The 20,684-nt window shown below is 72.5% G+C and carries 20 protein-coding genes; 15 read left to right on the top strand and 5 right to left on the bottom strand.

The annotated features are described in order from the left end of the window. Positions 1–38 precede the first annotated feature (38 nt). Together AB0K12_RS27665 and AB0K12_RS27670 are read left to right on the top strand one after the other, a co-directional pair. Positions 39–278 carry an acyl carrier protein gene (locus tag AB0K12_RS27665; RefSeq protein ID WP_345385088.1) on the top strand — a complete coding sequence of 80 codons (240 nt, stop codon included), beginning with the start codon at positions 39–41 and terminating at the stop codon, positions 276–278. A 6-nt stretch (positions 279–284) separates the two neighbouring features. Further along, entirely contained in the window at positions 285–1,688 is a 1,404-nt protein-coding gene (locus AB0K12_RS27670; RefSeq protein WP_364567125.1) for a carboxyl transferase domain-containing protein, read from the top strand. On the opposite strand, the gene AB0K12_RS27675 is transcribed toward AB0K12_RS27670, so the two are convergent. Further along, a complete protein-coding gene (locus AB0K12_RS27675; RefSeq protein ID WP_364567128.1) occupies positions 1,685–3,616 on the bottom strand; it encodes a carbamoyltransferase C-terminal domain-containing protein in 1,932 nt (643 codons plus the stop codon). The genes AB0K12_RS27670 and AB0K12_RS27675 overlap by 4 nt on opposite strands. Before the next feature lie 283 nt (positions 3,617–3,899). Here AB0K12_RS27675 and AB0K12_RS27680 point away from each other — a divergent pair, with 283 nt between their 5' ends. After that, positions 3,900–5,150, top strand: a complete 1,251-nt coding sequence (locus AB0K12_RS27680; RefSeq protein WP_364567131.1) for a cation:proton antiporter — start codon at positions 3,900–3,902, stop codon at positions 5,148–5,150. Here AB0K12_RS27680 and AB0K12_RS27685 read toward each other — a convergent pair. Beyond that, positions 5,147–5,833 carry a response regulator transcription factor gene (locus AB0K12_RS27685; protein ID WP_345385091.1) on the bottom strand — a complete coding sequence of 229 codons (687 nt, stop codon included), beginning with the start codon at positions 5,831–5,833 and terminating at the stop codon, positions 5,147–5,149. The two genes, AB0K12_RS27680 and AB0K12_RS27685, sit on opposite strands and share 4 nt — an antisense overlap. Next, on the bottom strand, positions 5,830–6,750 hold the full coding sequence (locus AB0K12_RS27690) for a histidine kinase (RefSeq protein WP_364567134.1): 921 nt from the start codon (positions 6,748–6,750) through the stop codon (positions 5,830–5,832). Before AB0K12_RS27690 ends, AB0K12_RS27685 begins: the two co-directional genes overlap by 4 nt. 117 nt (positions 6,751–6,867) lie before the next feature. Here AB0K12_RS27690 and AB0K12_RS27695 point away from each other — a divergent pair, with 117 nt between their 5' ends. The 4 genes from AB0K12_RS27695 (at position 6,868) to AB0K12_RS27710 (ending at position 11,183) form a co-directional block, all read left to right on the top strand. After that, entirely contained in the window at positions 6,868–7,566 is a 699-nt protein-coding gene (locus AB0K12_RS27695; RefSeq protein ID WP_345385093.1) for an ABC transporter ATP-binding protein, read from the top strand. Further along, positions 7,563–9,866: an FtsX-like permease family protein gene (locus AB0K12_RS27700; RefSeq protein WP_364567139.1), complete on the top strand. Its 2,304-nt coding sequence runs from the start codon at positions 7,563–7,565 to the stop codon at positions 9,864–9,866. The genes AB0K12_RS27695 and AB0K12_RS27700 overlap by 4 nt, the downstream gene beginning before the upstream one ends. Before the next feature lie 26 nt (positions 9,867–9,892). Further along, on the top strand, positions 9,893–10,099 hold the full coding sequence (locus AB0K12_RS27705) for a hypothetical protein (RefSeq protein WP_364567142.1): 207 nt from the start codon (positions 9,893–9,895) through the stop codon (positions 10,097–10,099). A 148-nt stretch (positions 10,100–10,247) separates the two neighbouring features. Beyond that, positions 10,248–11,183, top strand: a complete 936-nt coding sequence (locus AB0K12_RS27710) for a hypothetical protein (RefSeq protein WP_364567145.1) — start codon at positions 10,248–10,250, stop codon at positions 11,181–11,183. Between the two features lie 2 nt (positions 11,184–11,185). Here AB0K12_RS27710 and AB0K12_RS27715 read toward each other — a convergent pair whose 3' ends face one another. After that, complete coding sequence (locus AB0K12_RS27715; protein ID WP_364567148.1) at positions 11,186–11,803, bottom strand: TetR/AcrR family transcriptional regulator; 618 nt, start codon at positions 11,801–11,803, stop codon at positions 11,186–11,188. Between the two features lie 72 nt (positions 11,804–11,875). On the opposite strand from AB0K12_RS27715, the gene AB0K12_RS27720 reads away from it, so the two are divergent. Together AB0K12_RS27720 and AB0K12_RS27725 are read left to right on the top strand one after the other, a co-directional pair. Further along, the gene (locus AB0K12_RS27720; RefSeq protein WP_364567151.1) at positions 11,876–12,751 is read left to right on the top strand and encodes an NAD(P)H-binding protein; all 876 of its coding nucleotides are present in this window, start codon (positions 11,876–11,878) and stop codon (positions 12,749–12,751) included. A gap of 40 nt (positions 12,752–12,791) precedes the next feature. Further along, complete coding sequence (locus tag AB0K12_RS27725) at positions 12,792–13,826, top strand: amidohydrolase family protein (RefSeq protein ID WP_364567154.1); 1,035 nt, start codon at positions 12,792–12,794, stop codon at positions 13,824–13,826. A gap of 16 nt (positions 13,827–13,842) precedes the next feature. Here the strand turns inward: AB0K12_RS27725 and AB0K12_RS27730 are convergent, their stop codons facing one another. Continuing rightward, complete coding sequence (locus AB0K12_RS27730; protein ID WP_364567157.1) at positions 13,843–14,478, bottom strand: TetR/AcrR family transcriptional regulator C-terminal domain-containing protein; 636 nt, start codon at positions 14,476–14,478, stop codon at positions 13,843–13,845. A 72-nt stretch (positions 14,479–14,550) separates the two neighbouring features. On the opposite strand from AB0K12_RS27730, the gene AB0K12_RS27735 reads away from it, so the two are divergent. The 6 genes from AB0K12_RS27735 to AB0K12_RS27760 all read left to right on the top strand — a co-directional run bounded on the left by AB0K12_RS27735 (position 14,551) and on the right by AB0K12_RS27760 (position 20,669). After that, positions 14,551–15,501 (top strand): zinc-binding alcohol dehydrogenase family protein, encoded by a 951-nt coding sequence (locus AB0K12_RS27735; RefSeq protein WP_364567159.1) that lies wholly within the window; start codon positions 14,551–14,553, stop codon positions 15,499–15,501. 24 nt (positions 15,502–15,525) lie between these two features. After that, positions 15,526–16,716, top strand: a complete 1,191-nt coding sequence (locus AB0K12_RS27740) for an FAD-dependent monooxygenase (protein WP_364567162.1) — start codon at positions 15,526–15,528, stop codon at positions 16,714–16,716. A gap of 130 nt (positions 16,717–16,846) precedes the next feature. Continuing rightward, positions 16,847–17,836, top strand: a complete 990-nt coding sequence (locus AB0K12_RS27745; RefSeq protein ID WP_364567165.1) for an alpha/beta hydrolase — start codon at positions 16,847–16,849, stop codon at positions 17,834–17,836. Positions 17,837–17,904: 68 nt separating this feature from the next. Next, the gene (locus tag AB0K12_RS27750; protein ID WP_364567168.1) at positions 17,905–18,477 is read left to right on the top strand and encodes a TetR/AcrR family transcriptional regulator; all 573 of its coding nucleotides are present in this window, start codon (positions 17,905–17,907) and stop codon (positions 18,475–18,477) included. Between the two features lie 2 nt (positions 18,478–18,479). Beyond that, complete coding sequence (locus tag AB0K12_RS27755; protein WP_364567171.1) at positions 18,480–19,700, top strand: FAD-dependent monooxygenase; 1,221 nt, start codon at positions 18,480–18,482, stop codon at positions 19,698–19,700. An 18-nt stretch (positions 19,701–19,718) separates the two neighbouring features. Continuing rightward, positions 19,719–20,669: a cyclase family protein gene (locus AB0K12_RS27760; protein ID WP_364567174.1), complete on the top strand. Its 951-nt coding sequence runs from the start codon at positions 19,719–19,721 to the stop codon at positions 20,667–20,669. The last annotated feature ends 15 nt before the right edge of the window (positions 20,670–20,684 follow it).

Here is a 20,684-nt window from a genome sequence, read left to right on the forward strand (position 1 = left end):
GGCTCGTCCACACCGAACACCGATGGGAGCGCACTGTCATGACGGCAACCGAGCAAGAGATCCTCGACGGGCTGGGGCGGATCATCGAGGAGGTCACCGGCGTCCCGGCGGCGGAGGTCGCGCCCGAGCGGAGCTTCGTGGACGACCTGGACATCGACTCGCTGTCCATGGTGGAGGTGGCGCTGGCGGCGCAGGAGGAGTTCGGGGTGGAGATCCCGGACGATCGCCTCAAGGAGCTGCGCACGGTCAAGGACGCCGTCGCCTTCATCCGGGGGTAGGGACCGGTGCTGGACGATCTCGACAGGGTGCGCGTGCCCGACGCGCGCGACCCGCGTACCCGGCTGGAGTCGTTCTTCGACGGCTCCAGCCTGTGCCTGCTGGGGCCCGCTGACGGCAGCGGCGTGCTGGCCGGCGTGGGCCGCGTCCACGGCGCGCCCGTCGTGGCCTTCGCCAGCGACCCCAGGATCCAGGGCGGCGCGATGGGCGCCGAGGGGTGCGAGCGGATCGTGCGCGCCTACGACCGCGCCCTGCACGACCGGGTGCCCGTCGTGGGGCTGTGGCAGTCCGGCGGCGCCCGCCTGGCCGAGGGCGTGGGCTCGCTGCACGCGGTCGGGCTGGTGTTCGCGGCGATGACGCGGGCCTCGGGGGTCGTGCCGCAGCTCTCGGCGGTGTTCGGGCCCGCGGCGGGCGGCGCCGCGTACGGGCCGGCGCTGACCGACGTCGTCATCCTGTCGGGCCAGGGCCGCATCTTCGTCACCGGCCCCGACGTGGTGCGCTCGGTGACCGGCGAGGACGTCGACATGGCCGGGCTCGGCGGCCCCGACGTGCACGGGCGGCGCAGCGGCGTCGCGCACGTGGTCACCGCGACGGACGCGCAGGCGGTCGCCGCGGCGCGGCGCCTGGCCGGCCTGCTCGGGCACCAGGGGTGCGCGCGCATGCCGGAGACCGCGGGGACGGACTTCGCCGCGCTGCTGCCCGACAACCCCAGGCGCGCGTACGACGTGCATCCGCTGCTCGACGGCCTGCTGGACGAGCCGGGCGCCGAGCTGCACCCGCGCTGGGCCCCGAACGTGGTCACCGCGCTCGGCCGGCTCGGCGGGCGCACGGTCGGCGTGGTGGCCAACAACCCGATCCGGCTGGGCGGCTGCCTGGACGCCGCGTCAGCCGAGAAGGCCGCCAGGTTCGTGCGGATGTGCGACGCCTTCGGGGTGCCGCTGGTGGTCGTGGTGGACGTCCCCGGCTATCTGCCCGGCGTCAAGCAGGAGTGGGACGGCGTCGTCCGGCGGGGCGCGAAGCTGCTGCACGCCTTCGCCGAGGCCAGCGTCCCCCGGGTGACGCTGATGGTGGGCAAGGCGTACGGCGGGGCGTACATCGCGATGAACTCCCGCGCTCTGGGCGCCACCCGGGTCCTCGCCTGGCCGACGGCGCGGATGGCGGTCATGGGCGCGGTGTCGGCGGTGCGCATCCTGCACCGCCAGGCCCTGGCCGCCGCGCCGGAGCAGGAGCGCCCGCTGCTCGAGGCGGCCCTGGCCGCCGAGCACGAGAAGGAGACCGGCAGTCTCGACGCGGCCGTGCGGCTCGGCGTGGTGGACGAGGTCATCGACCCGGCGAAGAGCCGCGAGGCCATCGCCAAGGTGATCGCCGAGGCCGCACCACGCCGGGGGCACCACGCCAACATCCCGCTCTAAGGGCCGGTGGGGGCCAGGACGAAGAACCTGCCCTGCCACAGCAGGTGGAGCTCCTTGCGCAGGTCGTCGCTCACCCCCGCGTCGCCGGCCAGCGACTCCAGGGTCCGCTTCCCGTCGGCCGCCTCCAGCACCGCGAAGGCGGCGGGCGAGATCTCCGCGCGCGGCCCGTTCGTGTAGTCGAGGGAGATCTCGTGCACGACGTCGCGGTGCCCGGCCGGCGTGGTGCGGACCCGCTTGGCGAGCCTGGTCACCGGGCGGTGCCTGGGCACCAGGCCGTCGAGGCCCAGCCAGTGGCCCCACCGCCGCCTGATCAGGAAGTCCTCGATCACCAGGTAGTCCAGCTCGGTGGTGAGGAAGCAGGTCACGGCGTCCTGCACGGTCTGCACGATCGGCTCGGCGTTGTTGTTGAACGAGGTGTTCAGCAGCACGGGGGTGCCGGTCAGCTCGCCGAAGCGCTGGACGAGCCGGTGGAAGCGCTCGTTCGCCTGCTGGGTGACGATCTGCAGCCGGGCGCTGCCGTCCACGTGGGTGACCGCGCCGAGCTCCGTCCTGCGTTCCTCGCGCACCTGGACGACGAACGACATGAAGTCGTAGTTGGCGCGGGTGGGCGGCAGCTCGAAGTAGGTGTCGGCGGCCTCCTCCGTCACCACCGGCGCGAACGGCCGGTAGCCCTCCCGCTTCTTCACCATCGAGTTGATGCGGTGCTTGTTCTCGCCCGGCCGGGCGTCGGCGAGGATGCTGCGGTTGCCGAGCGCCCGCGGCCCGAACTCGGAGCGGCCCTGCGCCCACCCCAGCACGGCGCCGCCGGCCAGCAGCTCGGCGGCGCACTCCACGATGTCGGCGGGCCGCTCGCACAGGACGAGGTCGCCCCACGAGGCCAGCTCGCGCTGGACGTCCTCATGGTCGCCGAGCGCGGGCCCGAGGCTCGCGCTGAACAGCCGCGACCGGCGCGCGGGCGCCTCGCCGAGCTGCGTGGCGGCGGCGAGCGCGGCGCCCTCGGCGGCGCCGGCGTCGTGCGCGGCGGGGTGGATGAAGACCTCGTCGAACTTTCCTGAGCGCAGGATCACGCCGTTGAGGCTGCTGTTGTGCGCGACGCCGCCGACGAAGCACAGCTTCGTCAGCCCGGTGTAGTCGGCCCAGTAGCCGAGCACGTGCATGGCGATCCGCTCCAGCGTGCGCTGCACGCCCGCCGCGAAGTCCATGTGCTCGCGGGTGAAGTCCTGGCCCTTTCTGCGCGGGACGAAGCCGTTGACGAAGAACGCGCCGGTGATCGGCCGCAATTCGAAGTCGCCGCCGCTCCTCAAGGTGTAGAGGGAGTCGAAGATGTCGCGGTGGACGTTCGCGTCGCCGTACGGCGCGAGCCCCATGACTTTGTACTCGTCGCCCATCCGGTAACCGAGCAGATGGGTCGCCGCCTCGTAGAACTGCCCGAGCGACTTGTCGATGCCGTACGTCGCGAGCGGCTCCAGCCCGCCGCGCCCGCCGCGGAACACGGTCGTCGAATGCATTTCGCCGCGGCCGTCCATGACGACGACGAGCGCGTCCTTCATTCCCGAGCGCAGGAAACAGGACGCGGCGTGCGACACATGGTGTTCCGCGTACACCAGCCGCTCGGCCGGGAGTTCGATGCCGAATTCCGCGCCGAGATGGTCGGTGATGAGTTCCCGCGAATAGCGGATGGGCGCTTCCGGGTGCTGGAGATACAGCTCGTGCAGTGCCCGGTCGACGAAGATCTCCTGGAAATAGTGGCCGACGGCGTCGATCTGCGACGGCGTCACGCCGGCCAGGTCAAGGCAGGCGCGAATCGCCTCGGTCGGGAATTTGGTGGTCTTCTTGATGCGGTTGAACCGCTCCTCCTCCACCGCCGCGATGGTTTTGCCGTCCCGGATCAGGCAGGCTGCCGCGTCGTGGAAGAAATCGTCGTTCATGCGGGACGCGAGATCGACGTCCCCGTCGGAAAAGTTTCCACTGAGCCCCAGTACCAGCATGCCCGTCACGGTAACCGTTGTTTCCCGCCGTGTCGCCGGACGGCGTCTCCGGCCGGCACACCTCGGTGAAAGGGCATTCAGCGGCCGCCCGGAGCCTATTTTCGGCGGACGTCGCGTTCAACCGCCTCCGCACCCCGGTTGAACGCGGGCGGACGGCGAGCGACCCGGATAGAGTCGGCGCCCGGCAATCAATGCGGCGTCATTTCCGAGAATGGGTTTCCCCGTGTTTCCCACGCACATGCTGCTGCTGGATCTCGCACTCGTCGTGGTGCTGGCGAAGGTCATGGGCGGGCTCGCCCGCCGGCTCGGCCAGCCCGCCGTCGTGGGCGAGATCGTGGCCGGCGTCCTGCTCGGCCCCACCCTGCTCAGCCCCGCCGTCACGGCCGTGGTCTTCCCCGTCGAGGTGCGGCCGGTGCTGAGCGCGCTGGCCGGGGTCGGGGTGGCGCTGTTCATGTTCGTCGTCGGCACCGAGCTGGACGTGGGCGCGCTGCGGGGCGGCGGCCGGGTGACCGTGTGGACCTCGCTGTTCGCCACGGCGGTGCCGCTGGCGCTGGGCGCGCTGCTGGCCGCGACGCTGCTCGCGGGGCACCAGAGGGGGTCGGCCCCCGGGTTCGTGCTGTTCTTCGCGGTGGCGATGTCGGTGACCGCGTTCCCCGTCCTCGCGCGGATCATCGCCGACCGCGGGCTCACCGGCACCCGCATGGGCTCGACCGCGCTGACCTGCGCGGCCGTCTGCGACGTGCTGGCCTGGGCGCTGCTCGCGCTGGTGGTCGCGCTCGCCACCGGCGCCCGCCTGCAGTGGTGGCTGCTGCTGCTCGTGCCGTACGTCGTCGTGATGGTCACGCTCGTGCGCCCGCTGCTGCGCCGCGCGGCCCGGCTGCGCGGGAGCGGAGAGGCGGGCGGCGGGCTCTTCTTCGCGGTCGTGCTGGCCGGGCTGCTGCTGTCGGCCGCGTTCACCGACTGGCTGGGGCTGCACTACATCTTCGGGGCGTTCCTCTTCGGCGTGCTGCTGGCCACGTCCGGCGGCGACGAGGTGCGCGCGTGCGTGATCCGGCGGGTCGAGCCGCTGTGCGGGACGCTGCTGCTGCCCGTCTACTTCGTGATGGCGGGGCTCACGATCGACCTGTCGGGGCTGAGCGCGGGCGAGTGGGGAGAGCTGGCCGTCATCCTGGTCACGGCGGTGACCGCCAAGTTCGCCGGCGCGTACGCGGGGGCCCGCATCGGCGGCCTGGACGCGCGCGGCGCGGTCACCCTCGGGGCGCTGCTGAACACGCGCGGGCTGACGGAGCTGGTCGTGCTCGGCGTCGGGCTGGAGCTCGGCGTGCTGGACGAACGCCTCTACGCGCTCATGGTCGTGATGGCCGTCGTCACGACCGCGCTCACCGGCCCCCTGCTGAACCGGCTGCACCCGGCCGAGCAGCGGGCGCCCGCGGCCGGGGCCACCGCCGGGGCCGCCGCCGGCCGGGCGGGCTAACCGGCGGAGCCCGCGCTGATCAGCCCGCTCTCGTAGGCGACCACCACGGCCTGGGCGCGGTCGCGCAGGCCGAGCTTGGTGAAGATGCGCGCGACGTGGGTCTTCACCGTGGTCTCGCTCAGCGTCAGCGCCTCGGCCAGCTCCGCGTTGGACAGCCCGCGCCCCACCAGCGTCAGCACCTCCAGCTCGCGCGCGGTCAGCACGGCCAGGTCGGCGGGCACGCTCGTGGCCGTGGCGCCCCCGGCCTGGTCCTGCGCGGCGAAGCGTTCGACGAGCCTGCGGGTGATCGACGGGGCCAGCAGGGCGTCGCCGGTGGTGACCAGCCGCACGGCGTTGGCCAGGTGCTCGGGCGTGACGTCCTTCAGCAGGAAGCCGCTCGCGCCGAGTGCCAGCGCGGCGTAGACGTAGCGGTCGAGGTCGAACGTGGTCAGCATGAGCACCCGGCAGTCCGGGTCCTGCGCCAGCACCCGCCTGGCCGCCTCCAGCCCGTCGAGGTTCGGCATGCGGATGTCCATGAGCACGACGTCCGGCCGCAGCTCCCGCGCGGCCGTCACCGCCTCCACGCCGTCGGCCGCCTCCCCCACCACGTCGATGCCGCGGGTGGTGAGGATCAGCCGGAACCCGGTCCTGATGAGCGCCTGGTCGTCGACGATCAGCACGCGGGGCGAGGGCTCGGGGGTCATCGGCCGTCCTGTCGGAGTGCGGCGCCCGCGCCGGGCGGGCCTTGCGGGTCGCCGGCTTGCGGCGCGTTCAGCGGGATCCGGGCGCGGATGCGGTAGCCGCCGCCGAGCCGGCGCCTGGCGTCGAGGTCACCGCCGTAGACGGCGACCCGTTCGCGCAGCCCCAGCAGGCCGCGCCCGGCCCCGTCGTCACCCTTGCGCTGCCGATCCTGCGGGGCGTCGCGGCCCCGCTCGGGCGGCTGGTCGGCGGTGAGCGTGCTGGGGCCGGTGTTGAGCACCTCCACGCGGATCTGGTTGTCGGCGTAGCGGATCGTCACCTCGGCCTTCGTGTCCGGCTCGGCGTGCTTGAGCGCGTTCGTCAGCGCCTCCTGGATGATCCGGTAGACGGTCGCGTCGATGCCCGGCGGCAGCGGCCTCGGCTCGCCCAGGATGCGCGTCTCGACGGTGAGCCCGGCGAAGGCGAAGCGGTCGATCAGCGGGTTGAGCCCGCTCAGGCTCGGCGACGGCACCAGCGCGTCCTCCATGGGGTCCTCGACGCCGTCGGGCGAGGGGGCGAGCAGGCCGAGCAGGTGGCGCAGCTCCGACATCGCCGACCGGCCGGCGTTCTCGACCGCCTTCAGCGCCTCCGCGCACGCCTCCGGCTGCAGGGTCATCACCTCGCGGGCCGCGCTGGCCTGGACGACCATGAGGCTGACGTTGTGGCTGACGATGTCGTGCAGCTCCCTGGCGATCCTCGCCCGCTCGGCGTCGACCGCCGCTCTCGCGGCCCGGTCGCTCTCCCGCTCAAGAAACCTGCCCTGCTCCTCGATGGCCGCGCGGTGCCGCCGCTGCGCTCGTACGAGGGCGACGCTCAGCGCCAGCGTCACTCCCAGCAGCACCACCACGACGACGACCAAGGCGTACGCCCAGACTCCGCCCACCGTTCCACCCTGGCAAACGACGTGGAGATCCGCACTACATCCACAGGATGACATCGGTGCGGAACTACATCCGGGGAAGGATGACCGGCCTCCCGCGCCGTTTGTAGCCTCCTTCTCATGACAACCGGAACCGAGATCGTCGTACAACTTGACCAGGTACGCAAGCAATACGGCGAGACGGTGGCGCTCGGCGGCGTCTCGCTGGAGATCCGCGCCGGCGAGGCGGTCGCGGTGATGGGGCCGTCCGGCTGCGGGAAGTCGACCCTGCTCAATCTCATCTCGGGGCTCGACCGGCCCACCGCAGGGCGCGTCGTCGTCCACGGGGAGGACCTGACCGGGATGAACGAGACCGGGCTCGCGCTGTTCAGGCGGCGCCGCATCGGCATGATCTTCCAGTTCTTCAACCTGCTCGACGACCTGTCCGCGCTGGACAACGTGGCGCTGGCCGCGCAGCTCACCGGCACGCCCGCCGCCCAGGCACGCAGGCGGGCGATGGAGCTGCTGGACGAGCTCGGCATCTCCGACCGCGCCCGCATGTACCCCGCGGTGCTGAGCGGCGGTGAGCGGCAGCGCGTCGCCGTCGCCCGCGCGCTGATGAACCGGCCCGCCGTGCTGCTGGCCGACGAGCCGACCGGCGCGCTCGACAGCCACTCCGGCGAGCAGGTCATGGACCTGCTGCTCGACCTGCACCAGATCGGGCAGACCCTGATGCTGGTCACCCACGACGAGCGGCTCGCCGAGCGGTGCGCCGGCCGGGTGATCGAGCTGGCCGACGGCCGGGTCACCGCGGAGCGCACGCTGGAGTGGACCCCATGAACGTGGTGATGCGCATCGCGCTGGCCGCGGTGCGGCGGCGCCGGCTGCAGAGCACGATCCTCGCCGTGGTGGTCCTGTGCTCCACGGTCGCGATCGTCGTGGCGCTCGGCCTGCTGGAGGCGTCGTCGGGGCCGTTCGACCGCACCTTCGCCGAGCAGCGCGGCCCCCACGTCGTGGTCACCTTCGACCGGGACGAGGTCCCCGACGCGCGGCTCGCGGAGACGGCGTCCAGGCCGGGTGTCGAGGCGGCGGCGGGGCCGTACGGACAGAGCGTGCTCACCGTCGCCGACACCCGGCAGAGCCTGCCGTCGGGACCGCTCACGGTCGTCGGGCGGCCCGGACCGGGCGGGCCGGTGGACCAGGTCGACCTGTGGGCGGGCCGCTGGGCCGCCAAGCCGGGCGAGATCGTGGTGAACCGGCCGGTCGAGCCGCTCTTCAGTGACATGGTCGGCGCCGCCGTCCAGACCAGGGAAGGGCTGAACTTCACCATCGTGGGCCTGGCCTCCAGCGTCACCAGGACGGCCGAGGCATGGGTCACGCCCGCGCAGATGCAGGCGATGAAGCCCACGACCGCCCAGATGCTCTACCGGTTCACCAAGGCCGAGACCGAGAACGACGTGCGCGCCGCCACCGCGAACGTCACCGCCGACCTGCCGCCGGCCGGCGTGCTCAACCAGCAGCCGTACCTCACCGTCAAGCAGGACGTCTCCAGGGCGGCCACCTCCTACCTGCCGTTCCTCGCCGGGTTCGGGCTGCTCGGGCTGCTGGTCGCGGTGCTCATCGTGGCCAACGTCATCAGCGGCGCCGTCGTCGCGGGGCAGCGGCACATCGGCGTGCTCAAGTCGCTCGGCTTCACTCCCAACCAGGTCATGGCGGTCTATCTGGCCATGGTCCTGCTGCCCGGGTTCGCCGGGTGCCTCGTCGGCACCGGGCTCGGCGCGCTGATCTCGCAGCCGCTGCTCGATCGCGTGTTCGCCGGCATCGGCGCGTCCATCGGCCTGGGCGTCAGCTGGTGGGTCTACCTCGTCGCGCTGCTCGGCGTGCCGGCCGTGGTCGTGCTGGCCGCGCTCATCCCGGCCTCGCGCGCGCACCGGCTGTCGGCCGCCGAGACCATCCGCTCCGGCAGCGCGCCCAGGGCGGGCCGCGGGCAGGCGGTCCAGCGCGTGCTGTCCGGCACCCGGCTGCCCCGCAGCATGAGCCTCGGGCTGGGGATGCCGTTCGCCCGGCCGGGCCGCTCGACGCTGACGCTCGCCGCCATCGTGCTCGGTGTGGCCGCGGTGACGCTCGCCACCGGCCTGTTCCAGACCATGACCGCGTACGGCGACACCGCGCAGCGCGTCGGCCACGTCCACTCCGTCGTCTACGTCGGACGTCCCGACCAGGTCAGGCCCAAGCTCGACGACGCCGCCATCGAGGCGCTGCTGCGCTCCCAGCCCGGCGTCCGCTACGTCACCGCCGACGCCTGGATCGACGTGCAGCTGCCCGGCCACACCAGCCGCAGCAAGGCGCAGTTCCTGCGCGGCGACGCCTCGACCCGCGGCGACGTGGTCGTGTCGGGCCGCTATTTCTCCGGCCCCAACGAGGTCGCGGCCCCTTCGGCGTTCCTGAAACGCTTCGGGCTGCGCGTCGGCGACCGGCTCACGATCGCGCTCGGCGCCGCCCGCACCCAGGCCACGATCGTCGGCGAGGTCATGGACGCCTCCAACGACCTGATCATGGTGAGCTGGCCCACGCTGACCGCGATCGACCCCGGCGCCCGCGCCACCCAGTACGAGGTGCAGCTCACCCCCGGCACCGACGTCGACACCTTCAACGCCGCCGTCAAAGCCGCCGACCCCGGCCTCTATCCGCAGGCCAAGTCCCAGGTCGACCAGAACAGCGTGGCCATCATCGGCGCGGCCTCGCTCTTCACGCTGCTCCTCGGCACGGTCGCGACCCTGGGCGTCTTCAACACCGTCGTGCTCAACACCCGCGAGCGCCGCCGCGACCTCGCCATGCTGAAGTCCATCGGCATGACGCCGCGCCAGGTGACGCTGATGATGATCACGTCCATGGCGGCGCTGGGGGCCATCGGGGGCCTGATCGGCATCCCGATCGGCATGGCCTCGCACCGGGTCATCGTGCAGGCCATGCTCGACGCCGTCGGGCTCAACGCGCCCGCGATCCTGCTCGACGTCTGGCAGGCCGCGGCCCTGGGTGCGCTGGTCGTGGCGGGCGTGGCCATCGCCATGCTGGGTGCGTTCCTGCCCGCCCGCTCGGCGGCCACCCTGACGATCGCGGAAGCGCTGCGTACCGAATGAGCGGACGGAGACGGGACTCCTGACCGATGGACACCCCCTACACGGCGGCGCAGTCGCTGGCCCTCACCCTCCAGGAGGAACTGGTCGACGGCGTGCGCGACTGCAGCCCTGACGCGCCGCGGACGGTGCTGACGATCACCGATCCGGCGAACGGCGAGACGTACCGGCTGGAGCTCGCCCCGGCGCACGTGGCGTATTTGGAGGACCTGCTGGCCTACGGCACGATCCCCTGAGCACGTCCCCGCCTGGTGCGGGGGGGGACGTGTTCAACTGCCGCCGTGGCGGCGGGCCTTCCCATGGCCGGTGCCGGCGTTCAACTGCGGCTCGCCATGATCGTCCACGCGTTACTCTGCCTCCGGCTCAACGGAACGGAGACCGTGGATGCACAAGTTAGCCAGATCCCTGTCCTTGATCGGGGCCATCGTCGCGGCCACCCTCATCGCCACCGCAACGGCCGCGTCGGCCGCGCCCGCACGGGCCGACGGGCACCGCGTCACCGTCATGGTGCACGGGTTCGACCGCGAGGCGGACATCAGCTGCTCGGGCGCGTGGAACAGCGCCAGGAACCTGCTGAACGGCAACGGCTGGGGCGACGTCGTCACCTTCGGCTACTACAACAAGGCCACCAACTGCGACCTCAGGCTCAGAGGCACGACCGACACGCGCATCCAGGAGGTCGGCCGCCAGTTCGCGTGGACGGTCTACTACCTGTACTCCAGCAAGGACATCGCCATCGACGTGGTGACGCACTCCATGGGCGGCCTCGTCGCGAAGGCTGCCATCGAGGGCGTCAACAGGTACGGCGTGGGCAAGACGCCGCCCGACATCAGCGGGCTGACCGTCGACCCGGATCACATCGGCGCCACCGACTGGCCCCGTGACTGGCCGCCGTTCCTCTACATCGAGGACATGGTCACCTTCGCCACCCCGCACCAGGGCATCGGCAGCGCGCTGGTGACCGCGTGCGCCATCACCCACGAGCAGTGCAGCGACATGCGTCCCGGCAGCGGCTTCATCAGCTGGCTGGGCAAGCAGCCGCAGTCGCAGATGGGCACGGACTACACCTTCCTCGCCTCGCGGCATGACGACACGGTCAGCGTCGACTCGGCGACGAACAAGCGCACCGCCCACCACTGGGCCCTGTACGACGAGAACGCGAGCGGCGGCACGCTGAGCCACACCTCCATCCGCAACACCTCGACCGGCGACTGGCAGGTGGAGTACGGCGGGTCGGCGAGCGAGGAGGGCGAGAGCTCGACGTACGCGGCCCCGCTCGTCCGGATGATGGACGGCCTGTACGACCAGCAGGCGCAGTAGCCTCACGCCTCCGCCGGCAGGACCTCGCGCAGGAGCCGCCTGATCCTGTCGAGGTCCACGTCGGAGGCCAGCGTGGACTCGTCAGGCAGCTCGTCCACGAGGGGCTCCAGGCCGAACAGCAGGCGCGGCAGCGTCGGATGCAGGACGAGGCCGAACAGTTCGAAGGACACCGCCTCCGCCCGGCCGGGCGGGAGCTCCAGGGCGGTCGTCAGGTACGCCGTCAGGTCCGCGGCCGTGGTGCCGAAGAGGACGTCGTAGAGGCCGGCCGCCAGATCCGGGAGGCGGTCGGCCTCGGCGATGCCGAGCCTGATCATCCTGGCCGCCGCCGACCAGTGCAGGAGCTGGACGAACCGCCCGCAGTAGCGCGCGACCGCCTCGCGCGGGTCGTCGGAGTAGGCGGCGGGGGTGCGGATCCGGCCGCCGAACGAGCCGCGGATGTGTTCCACGACCGCGTGGAACAGTGCGTCCTTGGTCGGGAAGTGCGCGTACAGGGACCGCTTGGACGTGCCCGCCCGCGCGGCGACGGCGTCCATCGAGGTCCGCTCGAAGCCGTCCTCCAGGAACGCGAACTTCGCCGTCTCCAGGATGTGCTCGCGCAACTCTTGCCCGCGTCGGGCCATGCCACCCTCACCTCAAAGTATACGGTACAGTGGAGTTTACTTTGCTCTCCGCAGCGATTGGAGTCATCGTCCATGATTGTGATTACCGCTCCGACCGGGCAAATCAGCAGCCAGCTCGTCACCGCGCTCCTCCAGCAGAACGAGCCGATCCGCCTCATCGTGCGCGATCCCGGCAAGCTGGCTCCGGAGGTCCGCGAGCGCGCCGAGGTCGTCGCCGGGACGCACAAGGATCGCGACGTCCTGGACCAGGCGCTCAAGGGCGCCGACGCGCTGTTCTGGCTCATGCCGACGTTCCCGGCCGCGAGCAGCCCGTACGAGGCATACGTCACCGCCTCCATCCCCGGCGCGGACACCGTCGTGCGCCACGCGGTGCCACGTGTCGTGATCGTCTCCGCGCTCGGGCGCGGCTCGCAGATGTACGCCGGCCACGTCTCCGCCTCGCACGCCATGGAGGACCTGTTCCGCAGCACCGGCGCGCACGTGCGCGCGCTGGCCCTGCCGACCTTCATGGACAACATGCTCAGGCAGACGGCCACGATCAAGAAGGGGCTCATCACCGGCACCCAGCCGGCCGGCTTCCGGATGCCGTGGGTGGCGACGAAGGACATCGCGGCGCTCGCCGCCACCTACCTGCTCGACCGCACCTGGACCGGGCAGGCCTCGGTCGACGTCCTCGGCGGCGAGGACCTGTCGTACCAGGACATCGCCGGCATCCTGACCGATGTGCTCGGCACCTCCATCCGCTACGAGCGCGGCGACCGCGCCGACGTCGTGCGACTCCTCGTCAGCAGCGGCTTCTCCGAGGCGATGGCCCGCTCGATGATGGACATGGACCTCGCCGGCGAGCGCGGCATCAACAACGCCGTCCCGCGCACCGCCGAGCTGACCACGCCCACCACCTTCCGCGCGTTCGCCGAGGAAGTCATCAGGCCGGCGGTGACCGGATGAGCGGCACCGCCTGGCACACGGCCGGCCGGAAGGAAGGTTCATGACACTCATCTGCATCGAAGAACACGCGCTCGATCCGGCGATCGCCGCGGCGGCGGGCCCGGCCATCGCCAGCGAGACGCCGTACATGCGCCTGCAGAGCCGCAGCGACTCGCCCGTGCGTCCCGGCCCCGGACGCCGGCCCGCCGTGAACATCGACGAGGCGTTGGAGCTCGGGGCCGACCTCGGCGAAGGACGCGTCAAGCTGATGGACGAACACGGCATCGACCTGCAGATCGTCTCCTGGACCAACCCGGTGCAGCTCGTGCCGGGCGACCGGGGGCTCGCCCTGTGCCGGGCGGCCAACGACCGGCTGGCGAAGGCGGCCACCGCCCGTCCCGACCGGATCCAGGGGTTCGCGGCGCTGCCGTGGCAGGACCCGGCCGCCGCCGTGGACGAGCTGGACCGCGCCGTGACCGGCCTCGGCCTGCGCGGCGTCCTCATCATGGGGCGCCCGGGCGCCCGGTTCCTCGACGATCCGGCGTACCTGCCGGTCCTGGAGCGGATCGCCGCGCTGGGGGTGCCGCTCTACCTGCACCCGTACGCGCCGGTGCCGCAGGTCCAGCAGGCGTATTACGCCGGGTTCGGCGACAAGGTGACCGCGGAGTTCTCGCTGGCCGGCTGGGGCTGGCACCACGAGGCGGGGATCCACGTGCTGCGGCTCATCCTCGCCGGCGTCTTCGACCGCCTCCCCGGCCTGCAGGTCGTCAGCGGCCACTGGGGCGAGATGGTGCCCTTCTACCTGAGCCGGCTGGACGACGTGCTCTCCCCCGGCGACACCGGCCTGTCGCGGACGATCACCGAGACCTACCGCTCGCACGTCTGGATCACGCCGAGCGGCATGTACCAGCGGCCCCAGTTCGACTTCGTGCGCGCCGTCGTGGGGCTGGACCGGCTGATCTGGTCGGTGGACTACCCCTTCCTGCGGCTCGACGGCACGCGTGAGTTCATCGACGGGCTCGGCCTCACCCCCGGCGAGCGGGAGCAGATCACCCACCGCAACGCCGAGCGCCTGTTCGGCCTGAACGGCGCGTAACGGAGCATCAACGGCATCAGCGCAACCGGGCCGCCAGCCCGTCGAGGACGACGCCGAGCTGCCGTTCGAAGCGCTGGTCACCGTCGTCGCGCAGATGCCCGGCGGCCTTGACCAGCTCGGCGCCCTCCCCCAGCCACTCGTCGCGCCCCTCCAGCGAGTAGCGCTCGGAGTCCTCGCCGCCCGGCCGGTTGCGCTCCTGCTCCTCGATCACGAAGCCGACCACGAACGCGGTGATCAGATCGATCGCGTCGTCCGCCTCGGCCAGCGAGAACCCCGCCCCGGTCAGGCTCTCCAGCCACGGATCCTTCGCCGTGACCACCGAGGGATCGGAGAAGCGGGTGCCGCTGAAGATGCGCGCGCCGTCGCGGTGCTTGAGGTATTCGGAGCGCAGGACACGCGCGTACGCGGCCATCGCGTCACGCCACCCCGCGCCGGGATCGATTTCCGCGAGCGCCTGGATCACCCGGCGCATGACGAAGGTGCTCATCTCGTCGAGCAGCTCCTGCTTGTTGCGGACGTGCCAGTAGAGCGCGGGCGCCCCCACGCCGAGCCTGGACGCCAGCGCACGGACCGTCAGCGCGTCCATGCCCTTGTCATTGAGCAGGTCGAGGGCCGCCGCCACGATCCGCTCCCGAGTGATGCCCTTCGCCACGGTTGACACCTTAACAAAGTTCAGGCACCGTTGACGGCATCCGCAATTGAACTTAGTTCAGGAGGCGCTGTCATGCGTGCTGCCGTTGTCACCTCTCCCGACGCCACCCCCGTGTGCGCGGACTTCCCCGAGCCGCAGCCCCAGCCGGGCCGCGCGCCCGTCCGGCTCGTGGGCGCGGGCCTGCACCACGTCGTCCGCGGCATGACCACCGGCCGCCACTACCGCGGCGGCGACGCGTTCCCCCTCGTCCCCGGCGTGGACGCGGTCGCCAGGACCGAGGACGGGCGGCTCGTCTACACGGGCCTGGCCCGCGGCCCCTGGGGCACGATGGCCGAGTCGATGGTCACCCCGTTCGAGGTGGAGGTGCCGGAAGGGGCCGACCCGCTCGCCGTCGCCGCCGGCATGAACCCCGCGTCGGCCGGCTGGATGCCGCTGGCCGCCCACCGCAAGGAGACCGGCGGGCTCGGCACCGTGCTGGTGCTCGGGGCCACCGGCATGTCGGGCGGCCTCGCCGTACGGGCGGCGGTGGCGCTCGGCGCCAAGCAGGTCATCGCGGCCGGCCGCGACCGCGCGGCGCTGGAGCCGCTGGCCGGCGGCGGCGCGCTCACCGTCCCGCTCACCCAGGGCGGGGCCCTGGACGCGCTCACCCCCGTGCTCGCCGAGACGCGGCCCACGCTGATCCTCGACTTCGTGTGGGGCTGGGTGGCCGAGGCCGCCTTCGGCGCGCTGGCCGGTCTCCACCCCGACGAGGACGGCGAGGGGATCTCGTACGTGCAGATCGGCTCGCTCGCCGGCAACGAGGCGGCCCTGCCCGCGGCGCTGCTGCGCAGCCGGCGGTTCCGGGTCACCGGCAGCGGGCTCGGCTCGGTCTCCAAGGCCGACATGATCACCGAGTTCCCCCAGATGATCACCCGGTTCGCCGACGGCACCTTCGACGCGCCGTACACCGCCTACCCGCTCAGCCGCGTCGGCGAGGCATGGGCGCACCAGGGCCGCACCCGCGCCGTCGTCGTCCCCGGCTGAGCCCGCACGGAGAGGAGATCCATCATGGCGAGACGCGCGTTGGTGGCCGGGCTCGGCATCGCCGGCATGGCGGCGGCGATCGGGCTGCGGCAGGCAGGCTGGCAGCCGGTCATCGTCGAACGGGCTCCGGAACGCCGCCGGGGCGGCTACTTCGTCGGCCTCATGCCGGAGGGCCGGCAGGCGGCCACTGACCTCGGCATCCGCGACCACCTGCACACCCGCAACCCGCCGGGCGGCGGGAAGGCGTGGTCGCTGACCCGGCGCGGCGACCTCGAACCCGGCCTCGGCTTCCTGCACCAGCCGGGCGACCCGGCCGCGGTGGTGCGCGGGGACATCGAGGCCGCGCTCTGGAAGGGCGTGCAGGGGAACGTTCCCGTGCGGTTCGGCACGAGGCCGCTGGCCATCGACGACACCGGCGCCGAGGTGCGCGTGCTCCTGGAGGACACCGCCACGGGCGAGGTGCGCCGGGAGAGCTTCGGCCTGGTCGTCGGCGCGGACGGGCTGCGCTCGGAGGTGCGCCGCATGGTCTTCGGGCCGCACGAGGACCACATGGTCGGGTGGAACGCCATGATCTGCGCGTTCCAGCTCAAGGAGCAGGTGCCGTCGTTCGAGGAGGCCGACAGCATCACGGTCGCCCGTGCGGGCCGGGCCGCGTGGGTGTTCGGGTTCGCCGACCGGCCGCCGACCGTGCTGCTGACGTACCGGACCTCGGACGTCGACGCCGAGTTCGCCGGGTCCAGGGTCGAGCGGCTGCGGGAGGTGTTCGCCGACATGGACGACCCCGTGGTGCGGCACGCCCTGGACGCCCTGGAGGAGACGCCCGACTTCCTGTTCGACTCGGTGCACCAGGTGAAGATGCTCCGGTGGAGCAGCGGGCGGGTGATGCTGACCGGCGATGCGGCGTGGTGCCTGAACCTCTACTCGGGCATGGGGGCCACGTACGCGCTGCGCGGCGGGGCCGAACTCGGCCGGGCATTGCGGGAGCACCCTGACTCCCTCGACGCCGCGCTGACCGCCTGGGAGTCGGAGCTGCGGCCGTCCGTCGTCCGGCATCAGCACCTCGCCCGGGTGAAGGGGCAGCTGTTCGTGCCGTCGAACGTGCCCATCGAGGTCGTCCGCTCGGTGGCGGTGCGGCTGGCCTGCGCCATGCGCGAGCGCAAGCTCGCCAAGGCACGGGCGAAGGAGGAACGGGCGAAGGAGGAACGGGCGGCATGACCGCCGCGATCGCACGCCTGCCCCACCCGGGCGCGCGACGGCTCGGCTGACCCCCCCTCGGGCTCGCCGGTGCCGCCCCTTCGGCGGCATCGGCGAGCCCGCCGCCCTCCCGACACCAGGAGCTTCTTCGATGCCCTTCAAAGACGCGGCCATCGCCTGGCGGCCCGCGCTGCTCGCCCGCGCGTTCCAGGCGGGCTTCCCGATCCTGAGCCGGCTGCTGCTGGAGTCGCCGAAGCTGCGCTTCGCCACGAAACCGCTCACCGTGCCGGCCAGGATCACGATCCCGACCCGGCACGGCGACGTCGGCGCCCTGCTGTACCGGCCGATCTCCGCCGACATCGAGGCGCAGCGGGCGGCCGGGCGGCGTCCGCCCGTCCACCTGCTCCTGCACGGCGGCGCGTTCGCGGCCCGCCGTCCCGAGCAGGAGGACAACGTCGCCGGTTACCTGGCGAGCGAGGTGGGCTGCTACGTCGTCCTGCCCGACTACGACGTGGCTCCGCAGGTCCGCTTCCCGGTCGCCGAGCAGCAGTGTTACGACGTCTATTCGTGGATCCTCGGCCAGGCGGGCGCGTGGGGCTGGGACGAGAGCCGGGTCTCGGCCGGCGGGGCGAGCGCGGGCGCCAAGCTCGCGCTGAGCGTGATCGTCCAGGCGTTGCAGGACGGCAGGCCGGCGCCGGTGGCCGCGAGCCTGGAGTACGGGGTGTCGGACTTCACCCTGCCCGACGAGAGCCGCACGTCGCCGCTGCGGTTCCCGGTCATCGGCGGCTGGATGCCGCGGATGGTCCGCGCGACCTACCTCGCGGGCGCCGACCTGGCCGATCCCGTCGTGTCGCCGGCCGCGTACCCGAGGCTTGGAGACTTTCCGCCGCTGCTCGTCCTCACCGGCGGCCTGGACACGCTCAGGCACGACATGCGCGCGTTCGCCGAGCGGGCGCGGGCGCAGGGCGCGAAGGTCGAGCACCACGAGTTCGCCCGCTCCGATCACGGGTTCACCCACGTCAGGCCGGTAGAGACCGCGCGTACGGCCATCACGATGATCGGCCGGCACCTGCGTGCCGCCTATGACGCGCCCGAGCGCCGCTTCCTCCTCGAACGCCCCCGCGAACCAGGCCCGGCTTGAGCTTCTCCGTCGAGCGCGCCTAGAATCAGGGCAGTCGTACAGGACGACTGCCCTGATTCGGAGGTGTCATGAGATCACCGGCGGCTGAGCGCGGGCGCGCCGTACGGGAACGCCTGCTGAACGCGGCGGCCGAGCTCATCCCCGAACGCGGCTGGACGGCGGTCAGCACCCGGACACTCGCCGAGCGCGCCGGGGTGACGCCGAGCGTGGTGCACTACCACTTCCCCTCGCTGGCGAGCCTGCTGAACGAGGCCGCGATCAGCAGGATGAGCGCCATGCTCGCCGAGATGGACGAGCTGCTGGCGAGTGCCCCCGAGCCCGGCGCCGCGATCGGGACGATGCTCGCCTCTGTCGACGCCTACACCGGCACCGACCCCACCTCGCTGCTGTTCGTCGAGGCATACCTGGCGAGCACCCGCGACGACGAGCTGCGCGAGCGGATCGCCGCGCTGATCGCCGGGTTCCGTCAGCGGTTCGGCGCGGCGCTGGAGCGGCACGGAGTGCCCGCCCCGTACGCGACCGCCGCCGTGCTCGCGGCCTGCGTGGACGGCCTGCTGCTGCACCGCGGCCTCGGCCTGACCGCCGGCGACACCTCGGCGGTGCTGCGCAGGCTGCTCCCCGACCTTGCCCAGGAGGAATGACCATGCGCACAGTGATCTGCGGAGCCGGCATCAGCGGGCTGGCCCTGGCCCATCGACTCGCGGCCGAGGGCGGCGAGGTGGTGCTGGTCGAACGGGCTCCCGGGCGCCGCCCCCAGGGGTACATGATCGACTTCTTCGGTCCCGGCCTGGAGGCGGTCGAGGCCATGGGGCTGCTGCCCGCGTTCGAGCGGGCGGCGTACCACTATCAGGAAGGGCATCTCGTCGGCGCGGACGGCCGGCGCCGGGCCACGGTCCTGACGAAGAGCTTCGCGCGCGGCCGGCTGCTGAGCATGATGCGCCCCGACATCGAGGCCGTCCTGGCCGAGCACCTTCCCGCCGAGGTCGAGCTGCGCTACGACACCGGGCTGACCGGCGTGACCGAGCGCCCCGACGGCGTTTCCGTGACGCTCGCGGACGGCACCGTCCTCGACGCCGACCTGCTGGTGGGCGCCGACGGGATCCACTCGACCGTGCGCCGGCTGGTGTTCGGGCCCGAGGAGCGCTACCTGCGCTACCTGGGGCTGCACACGGCGGCGTTCACCTTCGACGCGCCTGACGTGCACGCCGCCACCGAGCACGCGTTCCGCCTCACCGACTCGGTCGACCGGCAGATGGGCTTCTACGCGCTGCGTGACGGCCGGGTCGCCGCGTTCACCGTGCACCGCAGCGCCGGCCCCGCGCTGCCCGGCGACCCGCGCGCGGCGGTCAGGCGGGCCTACGCCGGCCTCGGCTGGGTGACGCCACGCGCCCTCGAACAGTGCCCGCCGGCCGAGGAGATCTACTACGACCAGGTCGCGCAGATCGAGCTGCCGCGGTGGAGCTCGGGCCGGGTCGTCCTGCTCGGGGACGCCGCGTACGCGGTGTCGCTGATCGCCGGGCAGGGCGCGTCGCTGGGGATCGCGGGGGCGTACCTGCTGGCCGACCGGCTCGTGCACGTGCCGTCGATCGAGGCGGCCATCGCCGATTTCGAGCGGCTGTGGCGGCCGGTCGTCACCGAACGGCAGCGCAACGCCCGCTCGCTGGCCCGCTGGTTCTTGCCCGCCACCCCGGCCGACCTGCGGATCCGGCGCCTCATGCTGGGGCTGAGCCGGGTGCCCTTCGTCATGGACCGCCTGGCCACCCTCCTCACGGGCAAGGACGTCACGCTCGATGACGTCCTGCGCCGCGCCGGTGATCACCCGCTCGGCCCGGTGAGCGGTAGCGTGCCTTCGACGCCCGCGTGAGACCGGAGGGATGCCCGTATGACCACGCAGCGACGCACGCAGGACGACGTGCTCGGCTACTTCGACACGCTGTCGAACTGGGGGCGCTGGGGCGAGGACGACCAGCTCGGCACCCTCAACCACATCACCGACGAGGTCCGCCTGGCGGCGGCGCGGGCCGTGCGGCACGGCAGGAGCGTGTCGTGCGCGTGGGAGGTCGCCGTGCCGCGCGACATGGAGCGCTCGACGATGGCCTGCCCGTGCGCGGCCGAGATGCCGGGCGCCGAGAACATGCCGTCGCCGACGTTCGCCAACGACCGGCGCTGGGGCTTCTCGACCGAGCGGCTCGGCCTCACCTTCCACGGCAACACCGTCACCCACCTCGACGCGCCGTGCCACATCTTCTGGGACGGCAAGCTCTACAACGGGCGGTCGCATGAGCTGGTCGACGCCGCCACGGGGTCGGGGTGGGGCACGGTCACGGCCGCCGCGAACGGCATCGTCACCCGCGGCGTCCTGCTCGACGTCGCGGCCGTCCGCAAGGTGCCGTGGCTGGGGGCGGGTCAGGGCGTCTTCCCCGAGGACCTGGAGGCGGCCGAACGCCGCCAGGACGTCCGGGTACGCCCAGGAGACGCCGTGCTGCTGCGCACCGGCCAGGGTCGCGCCCGCCACGAAGGCGCGGCGGACAACGGCTGGACGCAGGCCGGCTGGCATGCTTCCTGCCTGCCGTGGCTCCACGAGCGCGGCGTCGCCCTGATCGGCGCCGACACGCCGCAGGAGGTCCAGCCGTCGGGCTACGACGACGTGCTGATGCCCGTCCACGCGGTGGCCCTCGTCGCGATGGGCCTGTGGCTCCTGGACAACTGCGACCTGGAGGCATGCGCGACCACGGCCGCCGAGCTGGGCCAGTGGGACTTCCACCTCACCCTCACCCCCCTCCGCCTCGCCGGCACCTCCGGCAGCCCCGTCAACCCGATCGCCACCTTCTAATTCGCTTTGTTCGGA

This window comes from Nonomuraea sp. NPDC049419, assembly GCF_040676995.1.
Taxonomy (GTDB): Bacteria; Actinomycetota; Actinomycetes; order Streptosporangiales; family Streptosporangiaceae; genus Nonomuraea; species Nonomuraea salmonea.